Annotated in this window: 27 protein-coding genes and 1 tRNA gene; 25 read left to right on the top strand and 3 right to left on the bottom strand. The window is 45.7% G+C overall.

Going from position 1 to position 25,838, the window contains the following annotated elements; translation table 11 throughout:
- Nucleotides 1–151: 151 nt before the first annotated feature.
- The 3 genes from ACUC6J_RS24915 (at nucleotide 152) to ACUC6J_RS24905 (ending at nucleotide 2,474) form a co-directional block, all read left to right on the top strand.
- Entirely contained in the window at nucleotides 152–913 is a 762-nt protein-coding gene (locus ACUC6J_RS24915; protein ID WP_013373915.1) for a ParA family protein, read from the top strand.
- The gene (locus ACUC6J_RS24910; RefSeq protein WP_016822448.1) at nucleotides 906–1,748 is read left to right on the top strand and encodes a ParB/RepB/Spo0J family partition protein; all 843 of its coding nucleotides are present in this window, start codon (nucleotides 906–908) and stop codon (nucleotides 1,746–1,748) included. Before ACUC6J_RS24915 ends, ACUC6J_RS24910 begins: the two co-directional genes overlap by 8 nt.
- Before the next feature lie 204 nt (nucleotides 1,749–1,952).
- Nucleotides 1,953–2,474: a DUF4446 family protein gene (locus tag ACUC6J_RS24905; RefSeq protein ID WP_016822449.1), complete on the top strand. Its 522-nt coding sequence runs from the start codon at nucleotides 1,953–1,955 to the stop codon at nucleotides 2,472–2,474.
- On the opposite strand, the gene yyaC is transcribed toward ACUC6J_RS24905, so the two are convergent.
- On the bottom strand, nucleotides 2,428–3,030 hold the full coding sequence (yyaC, locus tag ACUC6J_RS24900) for a spore protease YyaC (RefSeq protein WP_019689093.1): 603 nt from the start codon (nucleotides 3,028–3,030) through the stop codon (nucleotides 2,428–2,430). The two genes, ACUC6J_RS24905 and yyaC, sit on opposite strands and share 47 nt — an antisense overlap.
- A 250-nt stretch (nucleotides 3,031–3,280) precedes the next feature.
- On the opposite strand from yyaC, the gene ACUC6J_RS24895 reads away from it, so the two are divergent.
- The 3 genes from ACUC6J_RS24895 to ACUC6J_RS24885 all read left to right on the top strand — a co-directional run bounded on the left by ACUC6J_RS24895 (nucleotide 3,281) and on the right by ACUC6J_RS24885 (nucleotide 4,613).
- On the top strand, nucleotides 3,281–4,231 hold the full coding sequence (locus tag ACUC6J_RS24895) for a mechanosensitive ion channel family protein (protein ID WP_019689092.1): 951 nt from the start codon (nucleotides 3,281–3,283) through the stop codon (nucleotides 4,229–4,231).
- Nucleotides 4,221–4,445 carry a DUF951 domain-containing protein gene (locus ACUC6J_RS24890; RefSeq protein ID WP_016822452.1) on the top strand — a complete coding sequence of 75 codons (225 nt, stop codon included), beginning with the start codon at nucleotides 4,221–4,223 and terminating at the stop codon, nucleotides 4,443–4,445. Before ACUC6J_RS24895 ends, ACUC6J_RS24890 begins: the two co-directional genes overlap by 11 nt.
- A gap of 77 nt (nucleotides 4,446–4,522) precedes the next feature.
- A tRNA-Ser gene (locus tag ACUC6J_RS24885) sits at nucleotides 4,523–4,613 on the top strand.
- A gap of 207 nt (nucleotides 4,614–4,820) precedes the next feature.
- Here the strand turns inward: ACUC6J_RS24885 and ACUC6J_RS24880 are convergent.
- Nucleotides 4,821–5,138 (bottom strand): hypothetical protein, encoded by a 318-nt coding sequence (locus tag ACUC6J_RS24880; protein ID WP_016822453.1) that lies wholly within the window; start codon nucleotides 5,136–5,138, stop codon nucleotides 4,821–4,823.
- 366 nt (nucleotides 5,139–5,504) lie between these two features.
- Entirely contained in the window at nucleotides 5,505–5,699 is a 195-nt protein-coding gene (locus ACUC6J_RS24875) for a YjzC family protein (protein ID WP_013373906.1), read from the bottom strand.
- Between the two features lie 318 nt (nucleotides 5,700–6,017).
- Here ACUC6J_RS24875 and rpsF point away from each other — a divergent pair, with 318 nt between their 5' ends.
- The 19 genes from rpsF to ACUC6J_RS24780 all read left to right on the top strand — a co-directional run bounded on the left by rpsF (nucleotide 6,018) and on the right by ACUC6J_RS24780 (nucleotide 25,801).
- Nucleotides 6,018–6,302 carry a 30S ribosomal protein S6 gene (gene rpsF, locus ACUC6J_RS24870; RefSeq protein WP_025366259.1) on the top strand — a complete coding sequence of 95 codons (285 nt, stop codon included), beginning with the start codon at nucleotides 6,018–6,020 and terminating at the stop codon, nucleotides 6,300–6,302.
- A gap of 49 nt (nucleotides 6,303–6,351) precedes the next feature.
- Nucleotides 6,352–6,843: a single-stranded DNA-binding protein gene (ssb, locus tag ACUC6J_RS24865; RefSeq protein ID WP_010346813.1), complete on the top strand. Its 492-nt coding sequence runs from the start codon at nucleotides 6,352–6,354 to the stop codon at nucleotides 6,841–6,843.
- Nucleotides 6,844–6,864: 21 nt separating this feature from the next.
- Complete coding sequence (gene rpsR / locus ACUC6J_RS24860; protein ID WP_013312800.1) at nucleotides 6,865–7,137, top strand: 30S ribosomal protein S18; 273 nt, start codon at nucleotides 6,865–6,867, stop codon at nucleotides 7,135–7,137.
- 529 nt (nucleotides 7,138–7,666) lie between these two features.
- Nucleotides 7,667–9,406, top strand: a complete 1,740-nt coding sequence (locus ACUC6J_RS24855; RefSeq protein ID WP_447249582.1) for an ABC transporter substrate-binding protein — start codon at nucleotides 7,667–7,669, stop codon at nucleotides 9,404–9,406.
- A gap of 68 nt (nucleotides 9,407–9,474) precedes the next feature.
- Entirely contained in the window at nucleotides 9,475–10,437 is a 963-nt protein-coding gene (locus ACUC6J_RS24850; RefSeq protein ID WP_016822455.1) for an ABC transporter permease, read from the top strand.
- Nucleotides 10,438–10,448: 11 nt separating this feature from the next.
- Nucleotides 10,449–11,372, top strand: coding sequence for an oligopeptide ABC transporter permease (opp4C, locus tag ACUC6J_RS24845; RefSeq protein ID WP_016822456.1), 924 nt, complete (start codon nucleotides 10,449–10,451; stop codon nucleotides 11,370–11,372).
- A gap of 13 nt (nucleotides 11,373–11,385) precedes the next feature.
- The gene (locus ACUC6J_RS24840; RefSeq protein ID WP_016822457.1) at nucleotides 11,386–12,369 is read left to right on the top strand and encodes an ABC transporter ATP-binding protein; all 984 of its coding nucleotides are present in this window, start codon (nucleotides 11,386–11,388) and stop codon (nucleotides 12,367–12,369) included.
- The gene (locus ACUC6J_RS24835) at nucleotides 12,366–13,331 is read left to right on the top strand and encodes an ABC transporter ATP-binding protein (RefSeq protein ID WP_447249581.1); all 966 of its coding nucleotides are present in this window, start codon (nucleotides 12,366–12,368) and stop codon (nucleotides 13,329–13,331) included. Before ACUC6J_RS24840 ends, ACUC6J_RS24835 begins: the two co-directional genes overlap by 4 nt.
- Before the next feature lie 160 nt (nucleotides 13,332–13,491).
- Entirely contained in the window at nucleotides 13,492–14,433 is a 942-nt protein-coding gene (locus ACUC6J_RS24830) for a D-alanyl-D-alanine carboxypeptidase family protein (protein ID WP_016822459.1), read from the top strand.
- Between the two features lie 233 nt (nucleotides 14,434–14,666).
- A complete protein-coding gene (locus ACUC6J_RS24825) occupies nucleotides 14,667–15,728 on the top strand; it encodes an LCP family protein (protein WP_447250319.1) in 1,062 nt (353 codons plus the stop codon).
- A 45-nt stretch (nucleotides 15,729–15,773) separates the two neighbouring features.
- The gene (locus ACUC6J_RS24820; protein ID WP_013373897.1) at nucleotides 15,774–16,202 is read left to right on the top strand and encodes a CBS domain-containing protein; all 429 of its coding nucleotides are present in this window, start codon (nucleotides 15,774–15,776) and stop codon (nucleotides 16,200–16,202) included.
- A gap of 189 nt (nucleotides 16,203–16,391) precedes the next feature.
- Complete coding sequence (locus tag ACUC6J_RS24815; RefSeq protein WP_013373896.1) at nucleotides 16,392–16,694, top strand: MazG-like family protein; 303 nt, start codon at nucleotides 16,392–16,394, stop codon at nucleotides 16,692–16,694.
- Between the two features lie 5 nt (nucleotides 16,695–16,699).
- A complete protein-coding gene (locus ACUC6J_RS24810) occupies nucleotides 16,700–17,617 on the top strand; it encodes a DUF2232 domain-containing protein (RefSeq protein WP_016822461.1) in 918 nt (305 codons plus the stop codon).
- Nucleotides 17,618–17,628: 11 nt separating this feature from the next.
- A complete protein-coding gene (locus ACUC6J_RS24805; protein ID WP_016822462.1) occupies nucleotides 17,629–19,617 on the top strand; it encodes a DHH family phosphoesterase in 1,989 nt (662 codons plus the stop codon).
- Nucleotides 19,614–20,057, top strand: coding sequence for a 50S ribosomal protein L9 (rplI, locus tag ACUC6J_RS24800; RefSeq protein WP_016822463.1), 444 nt, complete (start codon nucleotides 19,614–19,616; stop codon nucleotides 20,055–20,057). Before ACUC6J_RS24805 ends, rplI begins: the two co-directional genes overlap by 4 nt.
- 2 nt (nucleotides 20,058–20,059) lie before the next feature.
- Complete coding sequence (gene dnaB, locus ACUC6J_RS24795) at nucleotides 20,060–21,418, top strand: replicative DNA helicase (protein ID WP_013373892.1); 1,359 nt, start codon at nucleotides 20,060–20,062, stop codon at nucleotides 21,416–21,418.
- A gap of 377 nt (nucleotides 21,419–21,795) precedes the next feature.
- Nucleotides 21,796–23,082, top strand: a complete 1,287-nt coding sequence (locus ACUC6J_RS24790) for an adenylosuccinate synthase (protein ID WP_016822464.1) — start codon at nucleotides 21,796–21,798, stop codon at nucleotides 23,080–23,082.
- A gap of 229 nt (nucleotides 23,083–23,311) precedes the next feature.
- Complete coding sequence (locus ACUC6J_RS24785; protein ID WP_025366254.1) at nucleotides 23,312–23,968, top strand: hypothetical protein; 657 nt, start codon at nucleotides 23,312–23,314, stop codon at nucleotides 23,966–23,968.
- Nucleotides 23,969–24,277: 309 nt separating this feature from the next.
- Nucleotides 24,278–25,801, top strand: a complete 1,524-nt coding sequence (locus ACUC6J_RS24780; protein WP_447249580.1) for a peptidoglycan DD-metalloendopeptidase family protein — start codon at nucleotides 24,278–24,280, stop codon at nucleotides 25,799–25,801.
- The last annotated feature ends 37 nt before the right edge of the window (nucleotides 25,802–25,838 follow it).

Below are 25,838 nucleotides of genomic sequence, written 5' to 3'. Positions count from 1 at the left end.
TTCTGTCTAACGCCAACATAAAACCGCAGCATACTCGTATTCTATTTTGAAATTGCCGTTATCCGTAAGTTAAGGACTAAGTAACGTCTTCATAGAGCTTTTGCAATCATGGAACGTAGCAGGATTCCGATTAAATTATGAGGTGAATGAAGTGTCAAAAATAATAGCCGTAGCCAATCAAAAGGGCGGAGTAGGCAAAACGACTACTTCCGTGAATTTGGGCGCCGGACTTGCTTCCCTCGGCAAAAGGGTATTGCTCGTGGATATCGACCCGCAAGGTAATACAACTAGCGGTGTGGGTATCAATAAGGCGGATGTGGCAAATTGTATTTATGATGTACTCATTAACGAAGTTGACCCTAGCGAGGCGATTATCAGTACACAGGTTGAGGGATTGGATATTATCCCGGCAACCATCCAATTAGCAGGTGCTGAAATCGAGCTGGTACCAACTATTTCTCGCGAATTGAGATTAAAAAGATCACTTCAACTCGTCAAGCATAATTACGATTATATATTAATAGATTGCCCTCCATCACTGGGGATTTTGACGCTCAATTCCTTGACGGCTTCCGATTCAGTCATTATTCCAATCCAATGTGAATATTACGCGCTGGAAGGATTAAGCCAATTGTTGAATACCGTGCGATTAGTGCAAAAACATCTAAACACCTCATTGCAAATTGAGGGTGTGTTGCTAACCATGTTTGACGCCCGCACGAACTTGGGTATTCAGGTGATTGAAGAAGTGAAAAAATATTTTCAAAGCAAAGTTTATCAGACGATTATTCCACGCAACGTGAGACTCAGCGAAGCACCATCACATGGCCAGTCCATTATTACGTATGATCCCCGGTCTCGTGGGGCAGAGGTATATATTGAGTTGGCAAAGGAAGTGGTATCTTATGAGTAAACGGTTGGGAAAGGGACTGGACGCACTTATTCCCTCCCTTACAGTCAGTGACGAGGATAAGGTTGTTGACATTCCGCTCAGTCAGTTGCGGGCGAACCCATACCAGCCTCGGAAAACGTTTGATGAGGAGTCCATTAAGGAATTAGCGGAATCCATTCGTCAGCACGGTGTTATCCAACCCATTATTGCGCGTAGTGTCTTGAGAGGTTATGAGATTATAGCCGGGGAAAGACGGTTTCGGGCCTCTCAATTTTGCGGGAATCCAACCATACCTGTGGTTGTTCGCAATTTTACAGATCAGCAGGTAATGGAGATTGCCCTGATTGAGAATTTGCAGCGTGAAAACTTAAATGCAATGGAAGTGGCGGTGGCTTATCAGGGGTTAATGGATCAGTTTTCTTTAACTCAGGAAGAGTTGTCCATGAAAGTGGGAAAATCACGTTCACACATTGCCAATTTTCTCCGTTTGCTCGCATTGCCTGAGGAGGTTAAAGATCATGTTTCACGTGGAACATTGTCTATGGGGCATGCTAGAGCAATTGTCGGGCTCAAAGATCCAGACATGGTAAAACAGCTGGCCATGCAATGTATTGAGCAACAGTGGAGCGTTCGTGAACTTGAGGAAGCCGTACAACAGTTGGATCATAAGCCTGGAGAAACAAAAGCTAAAGCAAAGGTGCGAAAAAAGGACCCCTATATTGACCATATGGAAGAGTCCCTGCGCGAGCGTTTTAAAACAACTGTGAAGATCAAGCACAATAAAGATAAAGGAAAAATCGAATTGAATTATTACAGCCAGCAGGATTTGGAAAGATTACTGGAGCTATTACAGTAGTCTGTAAAAATATGGACATGTCTCCTTGAGTGAAATGGAAAGTGAGATATGTCTTTGCTTTGTCTGGAATTGCAGGAATTAGAATGGTTTTGATGGATAAACTAATAGCCTTGTGTTATTTGTCTCGCTGTTCTCAAACGTTTAAAATAAAAGGTAAGCAAAGCAGTAACATGATTTTTGAGGTAGAGGGGTAGAAACAAACATATGGCTGAATTGAATGGACTAATCATGGAGCAGCTTGCTGGTATTGTTGCAGGGATCGTGCTTATTTTGCTTATCCTGTTGATTGTTGTTATTGTACAGGGATCAAAGCTAAAGAAGATGCGGCGAAAGTATGAAACCATGATGGCAGGCAGCGGGGTAGAGAATTTGGAGACGCTGCTGATTGATTTAAAGGTACAGATGGACACGATTGAAGATGAGCAGGAAGCCCACCGTGCAAGTATGAAATCACTACGCAGCAAATTGACTGGCTTGAAGGGACATATAGGCATCAAACGCTATAATGCCTTTGGTGAGAGAGGGAGCGATCTAAGCTTCTCTCTGGCTATTGTAGACGATAATCAGGACGGAATAGTATTGACCGGTATTTATAACCGGGATGGCTCATATGTGTATGCCAAGCCTCTGGAAGCGGGACAATCTTCTTATTCCTTATCACCTGAAGAGAAAGAAGCTATTACTCTTGCGCAGCAAGTAGGACAGACCGGTAATGCCACTCCTTAATTGCGGAGTATAAGCTACTAGCTATGATATCTGATAATTTCATGACCAAATTTAGTCTTGTATTTTGTAACACAAAGTATTCCATGAAGCCGCCGACGTTAACGATACCAGTCAAATGGATATCGCCGACCGGCGGTAATTCTTTATTTACACCTGCTCCAGGCTTGAGAGGACCCTCTGCAACCTGAATGCATCCAACACTGGAGGTTTGTCCAAGACATGCGTCTATCCCAATGATATAAGGCTGTTCGTATCGGTCATGTATGCCGTTCAGCGTCGTTTGAAGGTTCATAGCATGTACAGGCTCATCTAATGTCCCATACAAGTTAAACAGGGGGCTTTTATAGCGTGACAAATGGGTACCAACGAGCGGACCAAGGCAATCTCCAGTAGAACGATCGGTGCCGATGCAAATGATGACGATATTTTGCAGACTCCGTGCCTGATGCAGATGGAACAGCAAACGATGGATGATGGCTGATTGGATCCCGGGATCGGTGTGTGATATTTTTAAGCTTAGGGGTTCTTGCCCCGGAATGAAGTCAGAATGAGTCATGGAATCTTCCTTTCGTCCTGTAATGGAGCGTGCAGGTTGTGCTCGCCTACTTTTAAGATTTCACTTGGCCTGCGGGTAACAATTATTCTCAAGATAGTAGCTAGTATATGGATAAACTTGCGTTTTTATACTCGGGAAAAGTAGATTATTCATAGTCGTATGTTTGAAGTCGGGAGATATGCTTATACAGATAGGAAATAGAATGTGGGAAATAGAAAGAGTGGTTCCCTGGTTTGAGGAGGAGTACAGCATGACCTTTATACATTGGTTGGCCGGTAATTTAGACACGGATGACGTAGTGCAAGGTGCGATTCATTGGAAGGATGCTGTATGGAAATGGCTTACAGATAGTGCGATGTGGTCGACCTTTTTGTTTGTGGTTTTGAAAATCGTAATTATTTTCATCATTACACGTATCTTTATTCGAGTTATTAATAAAATTATAGATAAGTCGATGGAGCAAAAGGGAGATAACGGCAGATTCCGATTGAATACCAGACGGTTAACGACTGTGGGCGAACTGCTGAAAAATGTAACAAATATTGTGTTCAATTTCATCTTGATTATGCTGGTGCTATCGCAAATGGGTATAAATCTAGGCCCTCTGATTGCTGGAGCTGGAGTGCTTGGGTTGGCTGTAGGTTTTGGGGCACAGAGCTTGGTTAAGGATGTAATTACCGGATTCTTTATTATATTTGAGGATCAATTTGCCGTAGGAGACGTCATTCAGACGGGAACTTTCAAGGGGACGGTAGAAATGATTGGGCTGCGTACAACCAGGCTGGTGAGCTGGAAAGGTGAGGTGTATATTTTACCGAACGGCTCCATTACGACGGTAACGAACTTCTCTATGTCCAACGCGTTGGCGGTGGTAGATGTGCCGATGAAGGCGGAGCGTAGTCTGGAGGAAGCCGTCAGTTTGGTAAAGCAGGCGATCCAAGGCATCGAAGAGTCCAATGCGCAGATACTTAATATGCCGGATGTGTTAGGCGTTCAGTCCATGACTACATCAGAGTATATCGTACGGGTTGTGGCGGAATGTATGCCGAACACAGGGGCCTTGGTAGAGCGTGATATTCAGAATAATATCAAGAGGGCTCTAGAGGACGAGGAACATCGTCAGGCCGCACTGGAGACGGCGATCACCCTTGAAAAAGAAGATGAGTCAGGAAGAAAAGGGGGAGAGAAGGGTGGAGCGTAAGTCGTTTGAACTAGGGGATATTGTGCAGATGAAGAAGCCTCATCCATGTGGAACGAACGAGATGGAAATTATCCGGATGGGGATGGATATTCGAATCAAATGTGTCGGATGCCAGCATAGTGTGCTGATTCCGCGTGCCAAGTTCGAAAAGAATATGAAGAAAGTGCTGCGCTCAAAGTCCAGCGCTGGCGAGCAAAATTCGGAAACCATTTGAGCAGAGAAAGTGGATCATGGTGAACAAGAAATCAGCTTGCGTCATGGTAGCAATGATGATATAATTATCCTTGCTGCGGAAAGGTACCCAAGAGGTCCAAGGGGGCTGACTCGAAATCAGTTAGGCGTCGCAAGGCGTGCGTGGGTTCGAATCCCACTCTTTCCGCCACTAACTTCATGAACTTGATCAATCTCTTACGTCTGCTGACGTAGGGGATTTTTTGGTTTATGGAAATAAACCATTATTAGGTTATAAAAATGAATGTAGCGTTATCGAAGAAATGATTAAGAACCTTTTGGTGAATGAATAAGGTGTTAAAGTAAAAGAAAACTCCTAACAGCGTTTGAAATAATTGCCGTCAGGAGCATTCTTTTGTTATAGCTGGTTAGGCGGGTAATGATAGCGTTTTGTTCTCTTTGAGCCAGAGATCATCAGCAGGATGGCAGCGATCAAATGGAGTGCCCAGCCAACAAAAGGAATCCAGGCTAGCAAGGAAGTGAGTACTCCCCAGACAGAACCGTAGATCGCTTCCTGATTGCGTAACGACAGGATAAGTGTTACTGCATGCAGGACAAGCATAAACCCCAGTGCTGAGTAGCCAGTCCCCATGACAATAGCTCCTCCCACAATCGGTACAGCCAGCACCAATTCGAATATACCTGATATCCACTTTAATATACGAGAATAGCTCATCTTTAAACCTCCGTAGATAGTAGGTCTTTGTACTTGGATATATTCTAGCAGAAGGAGCTGAATTAATCTGCATTTTACCAGCATATGCAAAAAGTCCGATAATGCAACAAAGGAGGACCACAAAGGTCCTCCATCGTAGGCGATACATTTTTAACAGGATACGATCTGTCCAATCACATCATGAAACTCGGTGTACTGACTAGCAATACCGTGTTGAAAAGACAGTGTCCTTTTACACAAACCTAACGCTTCTAATGCCCGGAATGGATCTCCTAACAGTTTGTAAGGCTACGTCGTCCAACGGAACCACACCTCTCTGTTGTATCGCCTAATCATAATATGGCCAGGATTCCGAAGAAATATACATTAGTGGACACGAGCTTTCGTTTTTTTCTTCCACTTGCGATTATGGTTGGTGGTCTTCGGAAAAGAATCGCCTCTTTCCAACGTTATTTGCTGCGGGTTTTGGATTTCAGTATGAAAGCTTTTTTCTCCAACCTCCATATATACGCCGTCATTTGGGACCTTATCCCCGGGTACGAACTCAGTCTTTTCACCCATACGGTTGTGCCTCCTTAGATAATGAATTTGGACTGCAACGGTTATTGTGCGCTGTCTTAAACAGAAACATGCGAAATCAAGGCACACAGATAGTAGTTAATCAAAAATGATTTCCTTTATATATGCAAAATTTGTGAAGTGATATAAAAATGTATAAAGCTAATAATAGGTTGTGTGTGAACAGCTTTTAGCCTTGTGCTCGAAATTGCAGGTTGCATTCAGGTGCTCGATTTGGTAAACTGTTTTAGTGCGAGTTTAGGCTCGTTCCTTGCTCTCAACTGAGATTGAGGGCCTTATGTCCATAAGGAGGTGTAAAGAATGCGCAAATATGAAGTGATGTACATTATTCGTCCTGACATTGAACAAGAAGCTGTTCAAGCGACAGTCGACAAATTCCAAGGTATCATCTCTAACGGCGGTGGCGAAATTACGAGTCACGATGTAACTAAACGCCGTCTTGCGTATGAGATCAAGAAATTCCGTGATGGTTCTTTCGTTCTGGTAAACTTCACAGCAGAACCTGCTGTTGTTACTGAGCTTGAGCGTATCATGAAAATTTCTGACGAAGTAATTCGTTATCTCATTACGAACGACGTAGCTTAATTATTGTACGTGATTATGTAATGAACAACGCTCAAAGGAGGGGATTGGATTGTTGAACCGTGTCATTCTGATCGGTCGTTTGACCAAAGATCCAGAGCTGCGCTATACACCGTCTGGTGTAGCAGTAACCCAGTTCACCCTGGCTGTAGACCGTCCGTTTACAAGTCAAGGCGGCGAACGGGAAGCGGATTTCTTGCCGATCGTAACCTGGCGTCAGCTTGCTGAAACATGCGCTAACTATCTTCGTAAAGGTCGTTTGACGGCTGTTGAAGGCCGTGTACAAGTGCGTAATTATGAGAACAATGAAGGCAAACGTGTATACGTGACTGAAATTGTTGCTGATAATGTACGTTTCTTGGAATCTAACCGCGATAGCGGCAACGGTGGCGGCAATAGCGGTGGAGGTATGCGTGAGGAGTCTCCTTTCGGAGGCGGTAACAGCAATAGTGGGCGCGGGAATAATAACTCGCGAAACAATCAGGATCCTTTTTCCGATGACGGAAAACCGATCGATATTTCGGATGATGATCTACCATTTTAATTGGGAAAGGACTGACAAAGAATGGGCTTCAGACAAAGAGAAGGCGGAGACGATAACAAAAGACCAGCTCGTCGTGGTGGTCGCAACAAACGTCGTAAAGTATGTTTCTTCACTGTGAACAAAATTACTCACATTGACTATAAAGATACAGACCTGCTTAAAAAATTCATCAGCGAACGTGGGAAAATCCTTCCTCGTCGTGTGACTGGAACAAGCGCGAAATATCAACGTATGTTGACAATCGCTGTTAAACGTTCCCGTCAAATCGCATTGCTTCCTTACACTACTGAATAGTAGTGGGTGGAAAGAAAAGATGTTCCCAATTGTGGGGGCATCTTTTTTTATGATTTTTTTTATTGACAACAAGTGCCATCTATTGTAACTTACTAATAATACAATCCATGTTTACCCATTAAGTATGATTTGCCTTTTAGTGGCTTAGGAAATTTCAAGCTCCCCAACTCGCCAGAGTACACATTTCGATCATTCGAAATGTTATTTTATATTACATAACACTCGAATTTTTTGTCATTTTCCTTAAGTAAATTTCATAAACTTTACAAAAATAGATGTTTTGCAATTGCATATTACATAAAAAAAGATATTGACGTGATATTATTTTACACTTAAGATAAACCTTAATAAAAATGTAATGGTTGTCGGTGCACAAAATTGACCAAGGGTCTAAAACATGTGTTCTACGCTATCATTAGGAACAGTAAGGAGGATGTGCAAACTTCATTTTCAAACCTCAAGCTTTAACGAATCACCGCAGGAATGAGACAGGCTGTTAAATAAAGACCGACTAAGGGGGATTAACAGGATGGTGCAAACGAAGAAATGGGTTTCTTTGCTTATGGTGCTTACGATCGTTGGTGTTCTGTTTGCAGGATGTAGTGGAGGTGCTAATGAGGCACAGCTGCAGCAAGGTAATGCGGATAAGAAAACAGAGGGAAATGAAGGCAGCCCACCAGTTACAGAGGGTGTAATTAAAGCGACGGATTTGTCACAAAATCCTCCGGGAGCAACAAATCGAAAAGATAACATTGTAGTAGGTATGACATCACCTAAAGGGGTATTTAACCCGCTATTCTGGCAAACAACTTACGATTTATATGTAGTCAGAACGGTATTTGATTCCTTCTTACAGGTGAAGGCAGATGGTACATATGAAAATAGTTTGGCTGAGAAGGTTGATGTATCGCCGGATGGTCTAAAATACACCTTCCATCTGAAACCAGGTGTGAAGTATAGTGACGGCACTCCAGTAACCGTAAAGGATTATGCTTTTGTTCTCAAAGTGCTGCATGATCCGAATTATGATGGAGAAAGCGATATATTATCTTTTAAGATTAAAGGCGGTAAGGAATACCACGATGGCAAGGCGAATGATATCTCGGGTATCAAGGTCATCGATGATAATACAGTAGAGGTAACCGTTACAGAAGCAACAGCTTATACGAAGGATTATCTGGGTGAGCAATACTTCATGCCAGAAGCTTATTACGGAAAAGGGTTCAAGAAGGGTAACCTGGACAGCATCAAGGCGCTTAATAATAAACCAATCGGCTCCGGGCAGTATGTGCTGAAGAGCTTTTCCCCGGGTCAGCAAGTCGTACTTGAAGCGAATCCAAACTACTTCAAGGGCGCACCAAAGGTGAAATCAGTTATTTTCAAGACGACAACAGAAGAAACAAACCTGTCTATGCTGCAAACAGGCGAAACGGACATGGACAACATCACAGTTACGGAAGACAATGTAGAGGAATTAAAGGCTCTAGGCTTCTTGGACGTGAATATTATGCCGACCAATGGCTATGGATATATTGCATTTAATCATAAGGAAAAGAAATTCCAGGACCCTAAAGTACGTCAGGCTTTAACTATTGGTTTAAACCGTAAAGAGATTGTACAGGGCGTGTATGGCCCATATGCGAATGTCATTAACATTCCACAATCTACAGAATCTTGGTCTTATACGGATGAAGGCATCAACAAATATGAATTTGATACAGCGAAGGCGAAGGCTTTGCTGGATGAGGCAGGCTGGAAGGTTGGTGCTGACGGGATTCGCGAAAAGGACGGCGAAAAGCTGACCATTAACTTCTCCGCAACTGCTGATAATCCAGTAGTAGAGGCCTTGCTACCAATCATGTCCAATAACTATAAGGAGCTAGGCATCAAGCTGACTTCTGAAACTCTAGATTTTAACGCCATTATGGATAAAAAGGATACAGGCAAGTTTGATATGTTCTTTGCGGCCTGGGGCTTAACTCCAGACCCGGACACAACGACTTTTATTACGAATGGTGCACAAAACGATATCGGCTACTCTAATAAAAAGGTCGATGAATTAACGCTTGCTGGTAAGCATGAACTGGATCAAGAGAAACGCAAACAGATTTACAAACAGCTCTATCAAGAGTTGAACAAAGATCTGCCAACTATCTTTATGTACCAACGCAGAGATATGTGGCCAGTGAATGGACGTGTATCCGGCCTAGAAATTACGCCATACAAAGATTTTGAGTTCACTCTGCATAACGCTCAAATCGCTCAATAAGGGATGCCAACCGTATGCTCAGCTCTCACGAGCTGGGCATATCACTTTATTCGTCTGGAGGAATGAATATGAAGCAGTACATTATTCGAAGACTGCTGCAACTCATCCCCACACTTATTGGCATATCCATTATCGTTTTTGCGATTTCAGCCATGGTGCCGGGTGATTATATTACAGCCAAGCAGAACCCGAATATGACCGCCGAGAAGGCGCAACAGCTACGACATATCTACGGGCTGGATAAGCCGGAATACCAACGTTATTTTATATGGGCCGGTAATATGTTAAAGGGAAATATGGGGGATTCATTACAGCATAAGCAGCCGGTAACGAAGGTCATTGGCAATTATGTATGGAACTCTTTTATTATCGCTTTTTTTAGTCTTATTTTTAGCTGGCTCATTGCAGTTGTTGCAGGGGTATTCTCAGCTAAGTTTCAATATTCCTTATTCGATAAGTTCGTGACGCTATTCATTTTCTTATGTATGTCGCTGCCTTCATTTTTTATTGGTCTATTGGTCATCAAAATATTTGCCCTTGAATGGGGAATTCTCCCGGTTGGGGGTATGACTACAGCAGGGATGGAAGCAGGTTCGTGGGCGTATATGGTGGATGTCCTCAAGCATATGTTCCTGCCGACACTCGTACTTACGATGCTGAGTACAGGAAGCCTGACTCGTTATTTCCGTACAGGCATGTTGGAGGTCATCCGTCAGGATTATATCCGTACCGCACGCGCCAAGGGGTTGAAGGAACGGACGGTTATTTTCAAACATGCACTGCGCAATGCCCTGATTCCAGCAATCACACTGCTCGGGTTCGAGCTTCCAGCCTTATTTGGTGGGGCAATGATCCTGGAAAAGGTATTTGTATGGCCGGGTGTGGGGCAGGTCTACCTGGAGTCCATTAGTATGCGGGACTATCCGTTTATGTTGGGCTTCACCATTTTCCTGGCTGTTCTCACGCTCATCGGCAATCTACTTTCTGATGTATTGTATGGCATGGCAGATCCAAGAATTCGCTTGAAGTAGGAGGGATACTATTGTCCGCAGAAACAGTCACGATTGAAACGAATCAAAAGGCGGCGATCCGTCCTGAAGCGTCTCCATGGAGAATCGCCGTTCGCCGTTTTAACCAAAACCGCTTGGCTTTGGCAGGTCTCGTTATATTAATTCTGATGGTTATCATTTGTGTATTTGGTCCCATGATTTCACCTTATCATTTAGATGATTACAAGCTATCTGACAAAAACTTATCCCCTAATGCGAAGTACTGGCTCGGTACGGATAAGTTCGGTAGAGATATTTTACTGCGTACGATGCTGGCTGGCCGTATTTCTTTGACAGTGGGGCTGGTCGCCACGTTTATTTCGGTCATGATCGGGGCAACGTTGGGTGCGCTGGCAGGGTTTTATCGTAAAGGCGTGGATACGGTTATTATGCGGATTGCTGATATTTTTATGGCGCTGCCTACATTGCCGCTGCTTATTATTTTAGGTGCTGTTCTATCGGATTTGAAGGTTGATCCGTCGAACCGTATTTATTTTCTGATGCTTATTATTGGGGTCCTGAGCTGGACGAGCTTGTCCCGTCTGGTCAGAGGGCAGATTCTTACGCTGCGTGAACAGGAGTTCATGCAGGCGACGGAAGCGCTGGGCTTGAGAGACCGCCGCAAAATATTCCGACATCTGCTACCGAACACGATTCCTACTATTATTGTTACGGCTACGCTTGGAGTGGCTGGTGCGATTATTACAGAATCTGCGCTCAGTTACTTGGGGATTGGCGTCGTGCCGCCCACACCTTCGTGGGGGAACATGATATCGGCTGCGAATAATCTGATTGACTTCCGCAAACGGCCCTGGATATGGGTACCACCGGGAATGTGTATTCTAATTACCGTTGTAGCGATTAATCTGATTGGTGACGGCTTGCGTGACGCGCTGGACCCTAAAATGAAGAAGTAGGAGACGAACGTTTATGGAAAATGCTTTGATTGAATTTCGTAACCTGAAAACCCACTTTCATACCTCTAACGGAACTGTCAAAGCGGTCAATGACGTCAGTTTTAAAATTCGTGAGGGTGAAACGCTCTGTGTGGTAGGAGAATCTGGCTGTGGTAAGAGTGTAACTGCGATGACAATGATGCGGTTGATTGATTCTCCCCACACCTCAGACGGACAAATCTGGTTTGAGGGCAAGGATCTCCTAAAACTCAATAAAGGGCAAATGCAGCAAATTCGCGGCAATGACATTTCGATTATTTTTCAGGAACCGATGTCTTCTCTGAATCCGGTGCTTACGATCGGGGAACAGATTACGGAGCCGTTGCTGATGCATACATTAATGAGTAAAAGGGAAGCACGCGCCCGGGCAATTGAACTAATTAATTTGGTGGGCATTTCGCGATCGGAGGAAATATTCAATTCCTATCCTCATGAGTTGAGTGGCGGTATGCGCCAGCGGATTATGATTGCTATTGCTTTAAGCTGTAATCCGAAGCTGTTGATTGCGGATGAACCGACAACGGCACTGGATGTAACGATCCAGGCACAGATTCTCGATTTAATGCGGGATTTGAAGGATAAGCTTAAAACGTCCATTATGCTGATAACACATGACTTGGGTGTCGTGGCAGAAATGGCGGATTATGTGGTCGTTATGTATGCCGGGAACGTTATTGAAGAGGCTCCTGTCATTGAGCTGTTCAAAAATCCGCAGCATCCGTATACTCAAGGACTATTAAAGGCAAAGCCTGTCATTAATCAGAAAATGGATCGGCTATATTCCATCCCAGGGCAGGTGCCAAACCCCATTGAGCTGGGCGAAAATTGCCATTTTCATGATCGATGCGCACATTGTATGCAAATATGCAAGGATCAGGCCCCTCCCTTGAATGAAAAGGAGAATGGCCATAAGGTTGCCTGCTGGCTATATGAGAAAGAAGGAGGGCAACGAATATGAGCGAGCCTTTAATTCAAGTGGAAGGGCTGAAAAAGTATTTCCCAATCACAGGCGGGGTTTTTCAGCGTACGGTCGGACATGTCAAGGCGGTCGATGATGTATCCTTTCATATTCATAAGGGTGAATCGTTTGGTCTGGTAGGAGAATCGGGCTGCGGTAAAAGTACGATTGGACGCACGATTCTCAGATTGATGGATAAGACAGAGGGATCAGTACGGTACAAGGGCGAAGATTTGCACGCATTAAACAAGGAGCAGATTCGTGCGCTTCGTCCAAAGCTGCAAATCGTCTTCCAGGACCCTTTTAGTTCACTGAACCCGAGAATTAAGGTGGGTGAGGCGATCGGAGAGGCTTTGCTGGATCACGGGTTGATTGATCGTAATGAGCTACGGCAGAAGGTCAACGAAACGCTGAACATTTGTGGGCTGTCCTCATATCACTATGATCGTTATCCGCATGAGTTCTCTGGCGGTCAGCGGCAGCGGATCGGGATTGCAAGGGCCTTGATTTTGAATCCTGATTTTATTGTGGCTGACGAGCCGGTATCTGCTCTGGATGTGTCGATTCAGGCCCAGATCATTAACTTGTTAAGCGATTTGCAACAGGAACGCCAACTGACGTACCTGTTCATCTCGCATGATCTGAGTGTAGTCGAGCATCTGTGTAGCCGGATTGGTGTGATGTATCTGGGCTCGATGGTAGAGTTGGCTTCCAAGGAGGATCTGTTCGGCAATCCGCTACACCCATACACCAAGGCTCTGCTATCAGCAGTACCGATTCCAGATCCGACGATCAAAAGGCAGCGGATTGTGTTAAAAGGGGACATCCCGTCTCCAGCTAATCCGCCGTCAGGATGCAAGTTTCATACACGCTGTCCTATGGCGGAAGCGCGCTGTAGAACAGAGGCTCCAGTATACCGAGATGCGGGCGACCAGCATTTTGTAGCCTGTCACTTTGCCTGATACGACATACTGAAGAAGCAAAATATCCGTCATCCTGTAACAAGGATTGGCGGATATTTTGTCGTGAAATAAAAAAAGGTAAAAAAATTGTATCTTTTTTTCGAAAAATTGCAGACAAAATGGATTTTTCATCGTCTAATAAGATATGGAGGTTATTACGATGATGAAAAAACATTGGTTACGTTGGGCTATTGTCGTCCCGGTACTTATTATATTGATTTTTATTACTCTTGGACCCCGCTTGTTGATCGGAAAGCCGAATGTGGATGCAGACGCTGCAGTGCTGATGGACATGCACACCGGGGAATTACTGATGGATGTGAATGGCGATAAGCCTATGCCTTCTGCAAATATGTCCAAGCTCATGACCGAGCTATTGGTACTGGAGGATATTCGGACCGGACGGTTAGGCTGGAATGATGAGGTGCGAATTAGTCGTTATGCCAGTACGGTGGGTGGTGTGAATCTGTCTCTTCGGTATGGGGAAAGAATGACCGTATCTGAACTGTTCCAAAGTATGGTTGTGTATTCAGCGAATGACGCCGCTGTAGCGCTGGCAGAGCGTTCATCAGGGAATGAGTCCGCTTTTGTGAAGCGCATGAATGAAAAGGCTGCTCAAATTGGGCTGTCACCCGGTAGTCGCTTTAGTAATGCCTCTGGGGCTGGTCAGAGTGAATTGGGGCCGAACCATCCTAAGGATATTCGCGGAGAAACAAAAATGACGGCAAGCGACACTGCAAAGTTGGCCTCTTACTTGATTACGTCACATCCTGAGATTCTCAGAACGTCCAGCCGCACACAGATGGAATTGAAGGATAAGGGCATTTACATCAGTAATACGAACTGGATGCTGCCTTCCTTGGCTGGACCGTACTCTTATGCGGGGACGGACGGATTGAAAGCAGGGTACACAAGCGATGCTGGATACTGCTTCACTGGTACAGCTGAGCAGCATGGCAAACGATTAGTTGCTGTAGTGCTGGGTGCACCGAGCAAGGAAGAGCGTTTCGCACAGACACGGAAGCTGTTTGATTATGGTTTTTCTCTGTCCACCTCTTTTCCGGTACGATTGCAAAATTTGGTGAAACTGTCTCTGCATTAAGATAAAAGATAACTTTGAAAGCTACATAGAATACTTATATAAACGTAAATGAGGGCTTTGACCGTAAGGGCAAAGCCTTTTTTGTCATGAGTTTGAGGAACTAACCACGCCATGGCACTTTTGACAACAAGGTAGCAGACCTTTTATGCTTTGAGGGGAAGTTTCCGCTTCATGAGGGATCAATCCGGTTTAATGAAGAGATGGGATTTGTGGACGAAAGAAGGAAGGAAGCCATGATGGAGAGAAGACATAAGAGAAGGACCCGTGGAAAGCCCAAAAAGAAAAAGAGGTTTACCGCTCTATATATTTCATGTATTGTCTTGCTTTTAGTTGCAGTAGGGGGCTATCTATTCCGCAAACAGCTGACGCTCGTGGCTTTTGACTGGTTTGTGTCACCGACGCTGGAAAGCAAGCTGGAGAAATCCTACCAGCCTCGTCAATCCAAGGAACAACAGCCCCAAGAGACCGTTGCTTACCAGAAGGAGCCTTTTTCGGTGTTATTACTGGGGACAGATCAACGGCCCAATGAAAAGGCACGTGGTCGCTCAGATACGGTGATATATGCTGCTGTACGGCCCGCAGAATCGCGTGTGCTCTTGATTTCTATCCCAAGGGATACGTATGTACAGATTGCCGGACATGATTCCAATCGAGATGGCGAGGATGATTTTGATAAGTTGGGGCATGCTTATGCGTTCGGAGGCGAGAATATGTCCATGGCCACTGTAGAGAAGCTGATGGAGCATAAGGTCGATTATTATGCTACGATTAATTTCCAGGGTATTCAGGATGCCGTGAATGCAGTGGGCGGAGTAGTGTTACCTATCGACCAGCCCATCGAGAATAAAAAACCGCTGCATATCAAGTTCCGTATTGAGGCGGGCAAGCCACTTTATAATGGTGAAGAAGCCATGTATTATGTTAGGTATCGGGAAGATAGCGACTTCAACCGTACAAAACGTCAGCAAATTTTTTTGAATGCTATGGCCGATAGGCTACTGAATATCGACGGAATCACCAAGATCCCGGAGTTGCTCGATATCATGGGGGCCAATTTCACAACGGATATGGAACCTGCCTTTATTACTGGGCTTGGCAAGCAAGCTATTTCACAAGGGAATCCACAAATCTCAAGTTTTACGATTACGGGGGAAGGGTTCAAGAAGAAGGGCCTGTACTATGACCGGGCTAATGAACAGGAACTTGAATATGCCAGACTTATGATTGCGAACTGGCTAGACTCTGATACAACCCCGCAGACGCTGAGGCTTCCCGACAAACAGGACATTCAGTGAGTAATCAATGGATTTATATTTGATTTTGAGGGGGATTCGTTTCTCATGAATATTGCTTTTTTCTTGCTTCCCAAACAAGAGGTCGCTTGTGTAACGGCGGATGCTACTCTACGGCAAACATTGGAACGAATGGAATATCACCGATTCACAGCGGTTCCTATTTTGGATAAGGAAGGTAGATATACGGGTACGGTTACAGAGGGTGACCTATTGTGGCATATGAAAGAGTCTGAGGGGAAAATCACCTTTGAAAACGCTTCTAAGTTTATGCTCAAGGACGTTCCGCTACGGGTTTCGATGAAACCTGTATCCATTGATGCCAATATGGAGGATCTGATTAATTTGGCGAAGGTACAAAACTTTGTGCCCGTTGTGGATGATATGGAAAGGTTTATCGGTATCGTGCGCCGCAGCCAAATTATTGAGTATTGTGAGAAATTTGTGTCCAAGGAATCGCTTAATACTTCAAGCTAAAATAAGCAGCAAATCCGCACTGAAGATTACTATTACCCTAGGGGCTAACAGTGTTGACATGGGCTTATAATAAGTAGCAAAGCTGCTCTGAAAATAACGATTTACCCTATGGGGTAACAGTTATTTTCAAAATAGGATATGCTATAATGGAGAATAAAGCTTTTTCAGAGGGGTGTGACTCTTCATCATATGCCTAAAGAAATGGATGTAGTTAAACGAGCCAAGGTTATTGAATGGCTTAAAACAGAGGTGCTTGACCAAGTCTCCCGTCTGTTTAAGGCGATGTGGGAAGGCAGTACAGTCCGTATTGGTGACTGTTTGGCCAGCCTGGTGATGAGCAGTTATATTCTGGGGAGGCGTCTTGGGGTGTCTTACCGTGAATTGGATGATCTACTCATCGACAAGCTAAGAAAGCACAGAAAAGAAGGACACCAGCTGGAGGATTGGTATCAGGACATTTCCGCACTGGAAGAACATATGCGTAAGAGGTGAAAACGTTGAAATTCCGCTTGGCCACTGTAGCATGGAGCGTTATTTATTTGCTTCTGCTGCTGACTCTATTGACACCATTTAGAATTATTACCGTATTTTTTCTGATTGTGCCTGGCGCTGTATTGTTTTCATCGCTGCCTTTCAAAGGATTTCTGGTTCACGTCATACCGGTGCTTTTAATTATAGCGCTACTCGATGTGTATTCGCTGCTTCCTGCGATTTACTTTCTGATTCCTTCTATATTGATGGGACGGATATATAAAAAGGGAGGATCTGCTTTTCAGGCTTTGATGACCGGAACGGGCATTATTTTAGCCGAATTGTTGTTTGTACTGTTTATCGCTACGTATTCCTTCGGGTTTGATCTTTCGCAGTCCCTTCGGGATCAGGCTGAGATATCGGCCAGTATTGTACAGCAGATTTTAAGTGCGAATCCGATGTTTGCGAATATGAGCTGGACAGCTGAAGATACGCAGAAACTCGGTACAATGCTGATTGGTAAAGTTCCATATGTGATGATCGTCAGCTCGTTTATACTGGCAGTGATCACACATGCTTTGGCACGTCCAGCATTGAGCAGTCTCGATGTGCCGGTACGTAAAATGAAGCCTGCCCGCGAGTGGATGCTACCACGCACGCTGATCTGGTACTATCTGCTGGCAATTGTAATTGGATGGATAGCGGATTCCTCCGATAGCAGCTGGATTCAAACGGTTTCCATTAGTATGCTACCGCTGATCCATGCATGTTTTATTATCCAGACAATTGGTTTTGTATACTTCTGGACGCATAGCCGTAAAATGAGCCCAGTGATTGCGTTGCTGCTGTCGCTCGTCGTTCTGGTGTTCCAGCCGCTCCGCATTATAGGTATTATTGATTTGGCCTTTCCGCTGCGTGAAGCTATTACAAGATCAAAGAAATAGGGTGAACAGTCATGCCTAAATTTCTACAAAAACGCTGGCACGGCTATCAGACGGTCTGGGCGTTTTTACTGCTGCTGGTGCTTGTCATATGTATTTCCATGTACAACTGGGAACTGGGTGTGATAGGACTGCTGCTATCATTCTTGCTCGGCGGATTGATGTTGAAGACGGAGCTGGATTTCCGTCGGGAACTGAATCAATATATCAGTGGCCTTTCCTTCCGGATCAAGCGGGTGGAGGGAGAAGCGATCAGTACACTGCCGTTCGGTATCATTTTATACAGTGAAAATCGAACGGTAGAATGGCACAATCGCTTTGCCAGTGAGATGTTCGAGGAGCAATCGTTGATTGGAGAGCCCCTTCAAGATTTGTTTCCTCAACTCGCAAACGCGCTAAGCACTAAAAAGGAAACGAAAGAGTCTGCTCGTGAACTAAAGGTGGAATTACAGCATGATGAGCGTCATTATCAGTTTCTAATCGTGCCTGATGAGCGTCTGATATATTTGTATGAAGTGACGGAGCTCGCGGTACTGCGCAAGCAGTATGAGAACGAGCGGTTAGCGCTTGGTATTGTCATGCTTGATAATATGGACGAGGCTGCTCAGGGAATGGACGATCAGCAGCGTACCGCGCTTATTGCGAAGGTTTCCAGCGAGATTACGTCTTGGGCCAATCAATACAATATTTATTTGCGCCGGTTGTCATCTGAGCGTTATCTTATTATGCTGAATCATAAAGCACTCCAGGAGCTGGAGCAAAGCCGATTCGTCATTTTGGATACCGTGCGGGAAATGACAGCAGATTTGAAAGTACCGATGACATTGAGCATTGGCTTGTCTTTCGGCGCAGAGAGTATCAAGGAGCTGGGCGAGCTAGCTCAATCCAGTCTAGATATGGCGCTTGGACGTGGGGGAGATCAGGCAGCAGTGAAAGCGGGACAGCGCCTGTCCTTTTACGGAGGCAAGTCCAATGCTGTCGAGAAGCGTACCAGGGTGCGTGCCCGAGTCATTGCGCATGCGTTGCGTGATCTGATGCAGGAGAGCGACCGTGTGCTGATTATGGGACACAAAATACCGGACATGGATGCAATAGGAGCAGCTATCGGTGTGTGGAAGGCTGCGGCACTTTACAATGTAGAGGCCCATATCGTACTGGACAAATCCAATCCGTCTATTGACCGAATGATGGAGCAGGTAAACAAGGATGAGAAGCTGTCGCAAGCGCTCATGACACCGGAGCAGTCGCTTCAGGTGATGACCGAGCATAGCCTGCTGGTTGTGGTGGATACGCACAAGGCGTCAATGACGATTGAGCCGCGTCTGGTGCAGACGGCCAGCCGGGTGGTGGTTGTGGATCATCACCGTCGGGGCGAGGAATTTATTAATGATTCTGTTCTGATCTATTTGGAGCCATACGCGTCATCGGCCTGTGAACTGGTGACTGAGCTGCTGCAATATATCCATGAAAAGGTCCAACTGACACCGCTGGAGGCAACATCACTGCTGGCGGGGATTACGGTGGATACCAAGCATTTCTCCCTGCATACAGGCTCACGCACGTTTGAGGCAGCTGGCTTCTTAAGACGTAGTGGAGCAGATACAGTGATGATCCAGCGCATGTTAAAAGAGGACCTGGATGAATATATTGCTAAGGCGGAAATTATTAAGCATGCTAAAATGATATATGGGCATATCGCAATTGCGGTGACCGAGCCCGGACAAAAAATACCGCAGCTCCTGATTGCTCAGGTGGCGGATTCATTACTCAATATGACGGATGTACTGGCCTCCTTTGTGGTCAGTGAACGTCCTGACGGCCTGGTGGGGATCAGCGCCCGATCACTCGGACGCATGAACGTACAGGTCGTCATGGAACGGCTAGGCGGCGGAGGACATCTGACGAACGCAGCGGTTCAGCTGGATTGCTCGCTGGAGGAAGCTAAGCGCAGAGTGGTCGACGTACTGGCCGAAATTGATGGGGAAGAGGGGTTATTTGAATGAAAGTAATATTCATTAAAGATATGAAGGGCCAAGGTAAGAAGGGGCAGGTTAAGGAAGTATCCGACGGTTATGCAGCGAATTTTCTGTTGCCGCGTGGGATTGCCCGTCCAGCAACGGAAGGAAATATGAAGACACTGGAAAACCAAAATGCTGCTGAGGAGAAACGCAAGCAAGAGGAAAAGGAAGAGGCACAAGTACTCGGCAAAAAGCTGGAAGAGACTACAATTCAGCTCAAAGCAAAGGCTGGAGAAGGCGGACGTCTGTTCGGCGCGATTACAAGCAAGCAAATCGCAGAGGCTGTTGCTAAAACAGGCATCAAGCTGGACAAACGCAAAATCGAGCTGGAAGAACCGATTCGTACGTTGGGCGTGACTCAAATGACCGTCAAGCTTCATCCTGAGGTCAAAGCTACGCTGAAAGTACAGGTGACTGAAGAATAATTATGGGCGGCGAATTTTTTGATCGGATTCCTCCGCAAAATCTGGAGGCTGAACAGGCGGTTATTGGGTCTATTTTGCTTCAGTCTGAAGCACTGATTACCGCAATGGAGCGGGTGCAGACCGAGGACTTTTACGATAAAGCTCATCAAATGATTTACGAAGCAATGATTGAGCTGGGTGAATCCGGACAGCCGATTGACTTGGTTACGCTGACCTCGAAAATTCAGGACAAAGGTCAGCTGGAGGATATCGGCGGTGTCAGTTATCTGGCGAAGCTGGCTCACGGGGTGCCAACAGCGGCTAACGTGGATTACTATGCCCAGATCATTGAAGAAAAAGCGATGCTTCGTCGCTTGATTCGTGCAGCTACACAGATTGTAAGTGAAGGCTATAGCAGTGGCGAGGATGTCGCCGGTATGCTGAGTGATGCTGAGCGCAAGATTATGGAAATCTCCAACGGGCGCTCAGGCAGTGGTTTTATCGCCATCCGCGATGTCGTGATGGAAGTGTTCGACCGCGTTGAATTGCTGCATCAGAACAAGGGAAACACGACCGGAATTCCGTCCGGATTCGTTGACCTGGACAAGATGACGGCGGGTTTCCAGCGCAATGACCTGATCATTGTGGCTGCCCGTCCATCTGTAGGTAAAACGGCATTCGCCCTGAATATTGCACAAAACGTTGCAGTACGGGCAAAAGAGACGGTTGCCATCTTCAGTCTGGAGATGTCGGCGGCTCAGCTCGTGCAGCGGATGATCTGTGCCGAGGCTAACTTGGACGCGAACGTCATGCGGACAGGTGAATTTAAAGGCGACGACGATTGGGCGAAGCTGACGATGGGCATTGCAGCCTTGTCAGAGGCGGAAATCTATATCGATGATACGCCCGGCATCACTGTGGCTGATATCCGTGCCAAATGCCGCCGTCTCAAGGCGGAAAAGGGATTGGGTATGATCGTTATTGACTACTTGCAGCTCATTCACGGACGCGGCAAAGCGGGCGAGAACCGGCAGCAGGAGGTATCCGAAATTTCACGGACATTGAAACAAATCGCCCGTGAGCTTGAAGTGCCTGTAATTGCCCTTTCCCAGCTGAGCCGGGGTGTGGAGCAGCGTCAAGATAAGCGGCCCATGATGAGTGACTTGCGGGAATCGGGTTCCATTGAGCAGGATGCTGACATCGTTGCGTTTCTGTACCGGGATGATTATTATAATCAGGAAACAGAAAAGAAGAATATTATTGAAATTATCATTGCCAAGCAGCGTAACGGCCCGGTCGGTACGGTAGAGCTGGTATTTCTCAAAAATTATAATAAATTCGCTAATTACGAGCGTGCCCATTCGGATGCGTTCGCCGGTTAATATAGTTGTATGATTAGAAAAGGCTCTTTCGACGCGGGTATCGCGATTACGAGAGAGCCTTTTTTATAGAATTCATATATTTTCATAGAACGATTGAAACTCTCAATTACGAACAATACTATTTTCATGTAATATAATGTTCGCTTTTTATTTGACTTTGAAAAATGGTACTGGTACACTTATAGTGCTGCTTCAACGTAGTGGGGAGATCATTACGCCCGGGGCTTTCCGAACTTACGGAATGTCTGCGACGGACGTTTTTTCCTGCTGTCCGAGAACGCTCCATACCTGCCCGCTGAGGCGGTTGAAGCCAGATATGTGTTAGCGCGTCAGCTCAAAATCAGAGTGTCTGTGGGCACTCCACGGAGGAATGAAACATGTCAACTGTAGTCGTTGTGGGGACACAATGGGGAGACGAAGGCAAAGGTAAAATCACGGACTATCTGGCGGAAAGCGCTGAAGTAGTGGCCCGTTACCAAGGCGGAAACAATGCTGGTCATACGATTCTCATTGACGGTAAAAAGTATAAGCTGAGCCTGATTCCATCCGGCGTTTTTTATGAAGATAAAAAGTGTGTTATTGGCAACGGCATGGTAGTGAATCCAGCCGCTCTTATTGAAGAAATTACTTATATTCATGATAATGGATTTTCCACGAAAAATTTGGTCATTAGTGACCGCGCACATGTCATTATGCCTTACCATATGACGTTGGACGTGCTGGAAGAAGACCGCAAAGGTCCTAACAAAATTGGTACTACCCGTAAAGGGATTGGCCCTGCTTATATGGATAAAGCTGCTCGTAACGGTATTCGTATTGCTGATTTGCTGGAAGCAGAAGAATTCGAAAAGAAACTGCGCCATCTAACGAAGGAAAAGAATCAAGTGATTGAGCAAGTATACGGCGGCGAGCCGCTGGATGTTGAAGAAATATTGAAACAGTATCTGGAATATGCTGAGTTTATTCGTCCTTATGTAGCGGATACGTCTGTTGTGCTGAACGATGCAATTGACGCCAATCGTAAGGTGTTGTTTGAAGGTGCACAAGGCGTTATGCTCGATATCGACCAAGGTACGTATCCATACGTTACGTCCTCTAACCCGTCGGCTGGCGGCGTATGTATCGGTTCTGGTGTAGGCCCATCCAAAATTCAACAAGTGATCGGTGTAGCTAAATCGTACACAACTCGTGTAGGGGATGGACCTTTCCCAACGGAACTACACGATGAAGTCGGCGATTACATTCGTGAAACAGGCCATGAGTACGGTACGGTTACAGGTCGTCCTCGCCGCGTAGGCTGGTTTGACAGCGTCGTTGTGCGCCATGCCCGTCGTGTTAGTGGATTAACTGGTCTTTCCCTGAACTCGCTGGACGTATTGACAGGCCTGAAAACAGTTAAGATCTGTACAGGCTACAAATACCGCGGCGAGATCATCACGCATTATCCAGCTAGCTTGAAAATGCTGGCAGAGTGCGAGGCGGTATATGAGGAAATGCCAGGCTGGAACGAAGACATTACTGGCGTGAAGACGCTGGAGGAACTGCCGGAGACTACCCGCCATTACGTACAACGCGTATCCGAGTTGACAGGTATTCCAATCGCTATTTTCTCGGTTGGTCGTAACCGCGATCAAACGAACCAAGTGCTTCCGATTTATTTGTAAAATATCCGTAGGATTCTATGAGGGCGTCATGCCTGTTTAATCATATAACTATTCCTGCTAAATCAAGGGGAGAGGGGCAATTCATGCCTCCCTCTTCTTTTTTATATGGATGTGTTGGTGCTAGTTTTACATATTCCAAGGGTTAAAAATCGTCATATCTCGTCAATACTGGTCTATATGCACTTCATGATGTACACATGGCAAGATGCGTATAAGGAGGTAACGGGATATGAGGTGGCTTGGATGGCTGCTTAAAAAAGGAATGACGGTGGTGCTGGTCAGCGCGCTGACACTGGCAGTGACCGGTGTGGTCGTGAATGCTTATGTTCAATCGCTGTTACGGCAATTTAACATTCAGCTCGATCATCAGCCGATATGGGGATGGGGCTGGCTAAAAGGCAGCGCTGGTACTGATCAAAGTACAGGTACAGGGAAGAGCAAGACGACAGGGAGCGACTCTGGAAGTGTAACACCGCCTGATAATGCTTTGCCTGTCATGGGACAGGGCTTAGAAGAAAGCGGAAATAAGACAGGTGGTGCATCCAATGACAAGGGATCTCAGGAAGGGACCACGTCGGCGGGAACACCAGACAGCGAGCCGCGTCAGCAGGCAGAAGGTACAGCTACACCTGAAACGAGTATCGAAGGCCATGATTTGGTCATTACGCCCGACCATCTGACGGAGAAAAAGAACAATTTACCGGCGGCTCAGAAGCAGGAGATTTTTACGATTCTTATGAATAAACTGCCACCAGAAGAGATGCAGAAAATATCAGCTGCGATGGAAGGCGGTCTCACCGAGCAGGAGCTGCAAGATATTCAGCAGGTGCTTGCGAAGTATTTGACCAAAGAGGAATATAACAAATTGATGGGTATGCTTAAATAATGCATAAATAAAACGCATAAATGTATGGGCAATGTTAATGCTCAAAACAGGACTGTAGAATCCGCGCCGGGCGCGGATTTTTTTGCGTGCTAGGAAGTAATTGGAGTGCAGTTGAATTCTTTGTAAAAGCTATGTTAAAGTAAACTGTGTTGTGAAAAGGTTAAATTTTTGAAACCTTTTACATAACTATGCAATGCTAGATAGCGACTATTATCATAGATAAGCTTGTAAAATGGCTACTTTTATCATGTAAAAGGACAATAATGAACGCATTTAATAGAGATAGGATATGCTGAAAAGGAGAGAACCATGGAGGTTTCTAAGGGGAAGTTATCACCAGACCACAGGAATGGGAATTCAAGTGTTGAAAGCAATTCTGCCGATAAAGCTGGGAAAATAGCAACATGGTGGAACGGACGGAAAAGATGGTTAAGTTGGACGGCAGGCGGCATTGTGATTGTTGGCGGTCTTATTTTTGCTAGCAATCAGTATGTTGGTGCCAATACGGTTCCTTATTATAAAGTGTATGTTAAAGGCGTTGAGGTCGGCAGTATCCTGAATGAGCAGCAGCTTAAGCAGCTGTATACAACGAAGAGCAAGCAGTATAAAGACAAGTATCCTGACGTGGAAATGGTGCTCAATACGAGCGCGGTCACGACGAGCACAGAAAAGGCATATAAGGCGGATATCGATAGCGCAGCCACGCTGAAGAAGTTGGACGGCATGCTGACTGCCTATGCCAAAGGAGTAGAAGTGAAGGTCAACGGACAGATGGTTGGCATTGTAAAGGACAAAGCGACTGCACAAGCGGCTTTAAAGCAAGTGCAGAAGAAATACACACCTGCGGGTGAAGGTACGGCGACAGGCATTAAGGGGCTGGTTCGCAAAACATCCGTGGGGAGTAGTCATGCTAGCGCAAGCACGAAGGCGCCTAAAGCATGGCTGGAGTCTGCCAGTATCCGTGAAAAGATTGCGTATGAGCCGGTGAAAGCAGATCCGAACAAGGTGCTGACGGAGGCAGAAGCGGTTAGAGTATTGACCGAGGGGCGTGAAGCTCCTACAACCTATACGGTGCAAGAAGGCGATTCTTTGTCGTCGATTGCTACGAAGTTCGATACGACGGCTTGGGAGATTAAGCAGAACAATCCCGGTCTGCGTGAGTTGTATTTGCAAATTGGGGACGAGTTAAAGGTCACGGCTCCCAAGGTACCTGTTACGGTACGAACGGTAGAAAAGGTCGTCGAGCAGATTGCTATCGAGCCTGAAGTAGAGATTCGCCAGAGCGATGAATTGAAAGCAGGAGTTACGAAAGTCGTCAGACCGGGACAAGCAGGTCTTAAAGAAATGGACTACCGTTTGACCAAGGAGAACGGTGAGGTCGTGCAAGAGGAATGGCTCGGTCAAAAGGTGTTACAGCCGTCTGTTACCGAGGTGGTTCTGAGAGGAACGAAAGTCGAGGGGGAAGGCTCGGGCCAATTTGCCTGGCCGACTGCGGGTGCAATCATGACGAGCAGCTTCGGAGGACGTTGGGGACGTATGCATGAAGGTGTTGACTTGGTCGGCGATCATACGATTCAAGCTTCAGATGAAGGTGTCGTCACATTTGCCGGTCAGCAGAATGGCTACGGTAATGTCATTATGATTGATCATCGCAACGGCTATCAAACAGTATACGGGCATTTGAACAGTATTGGTGTCCATGTGGGACAGGTTGTTCAGCAAGGTGAAGCGATTGGTATCATGGGAAGCACCGGACGTTCCACAGGCACACATGTTCACTTTGAGATTCGCAAAAATAATACGCCACAAAATCCAATGACGTATTTAAGATAGATTGGATGTTTAAATCGAGAGTTATGTGATTCGATGA

Source organism: Paenibacillus sp. JJ1683, assembly GCF_053006485.1.
This window is presented reverse-complemented; position numbering and strand designations above follow the sequence as displayed.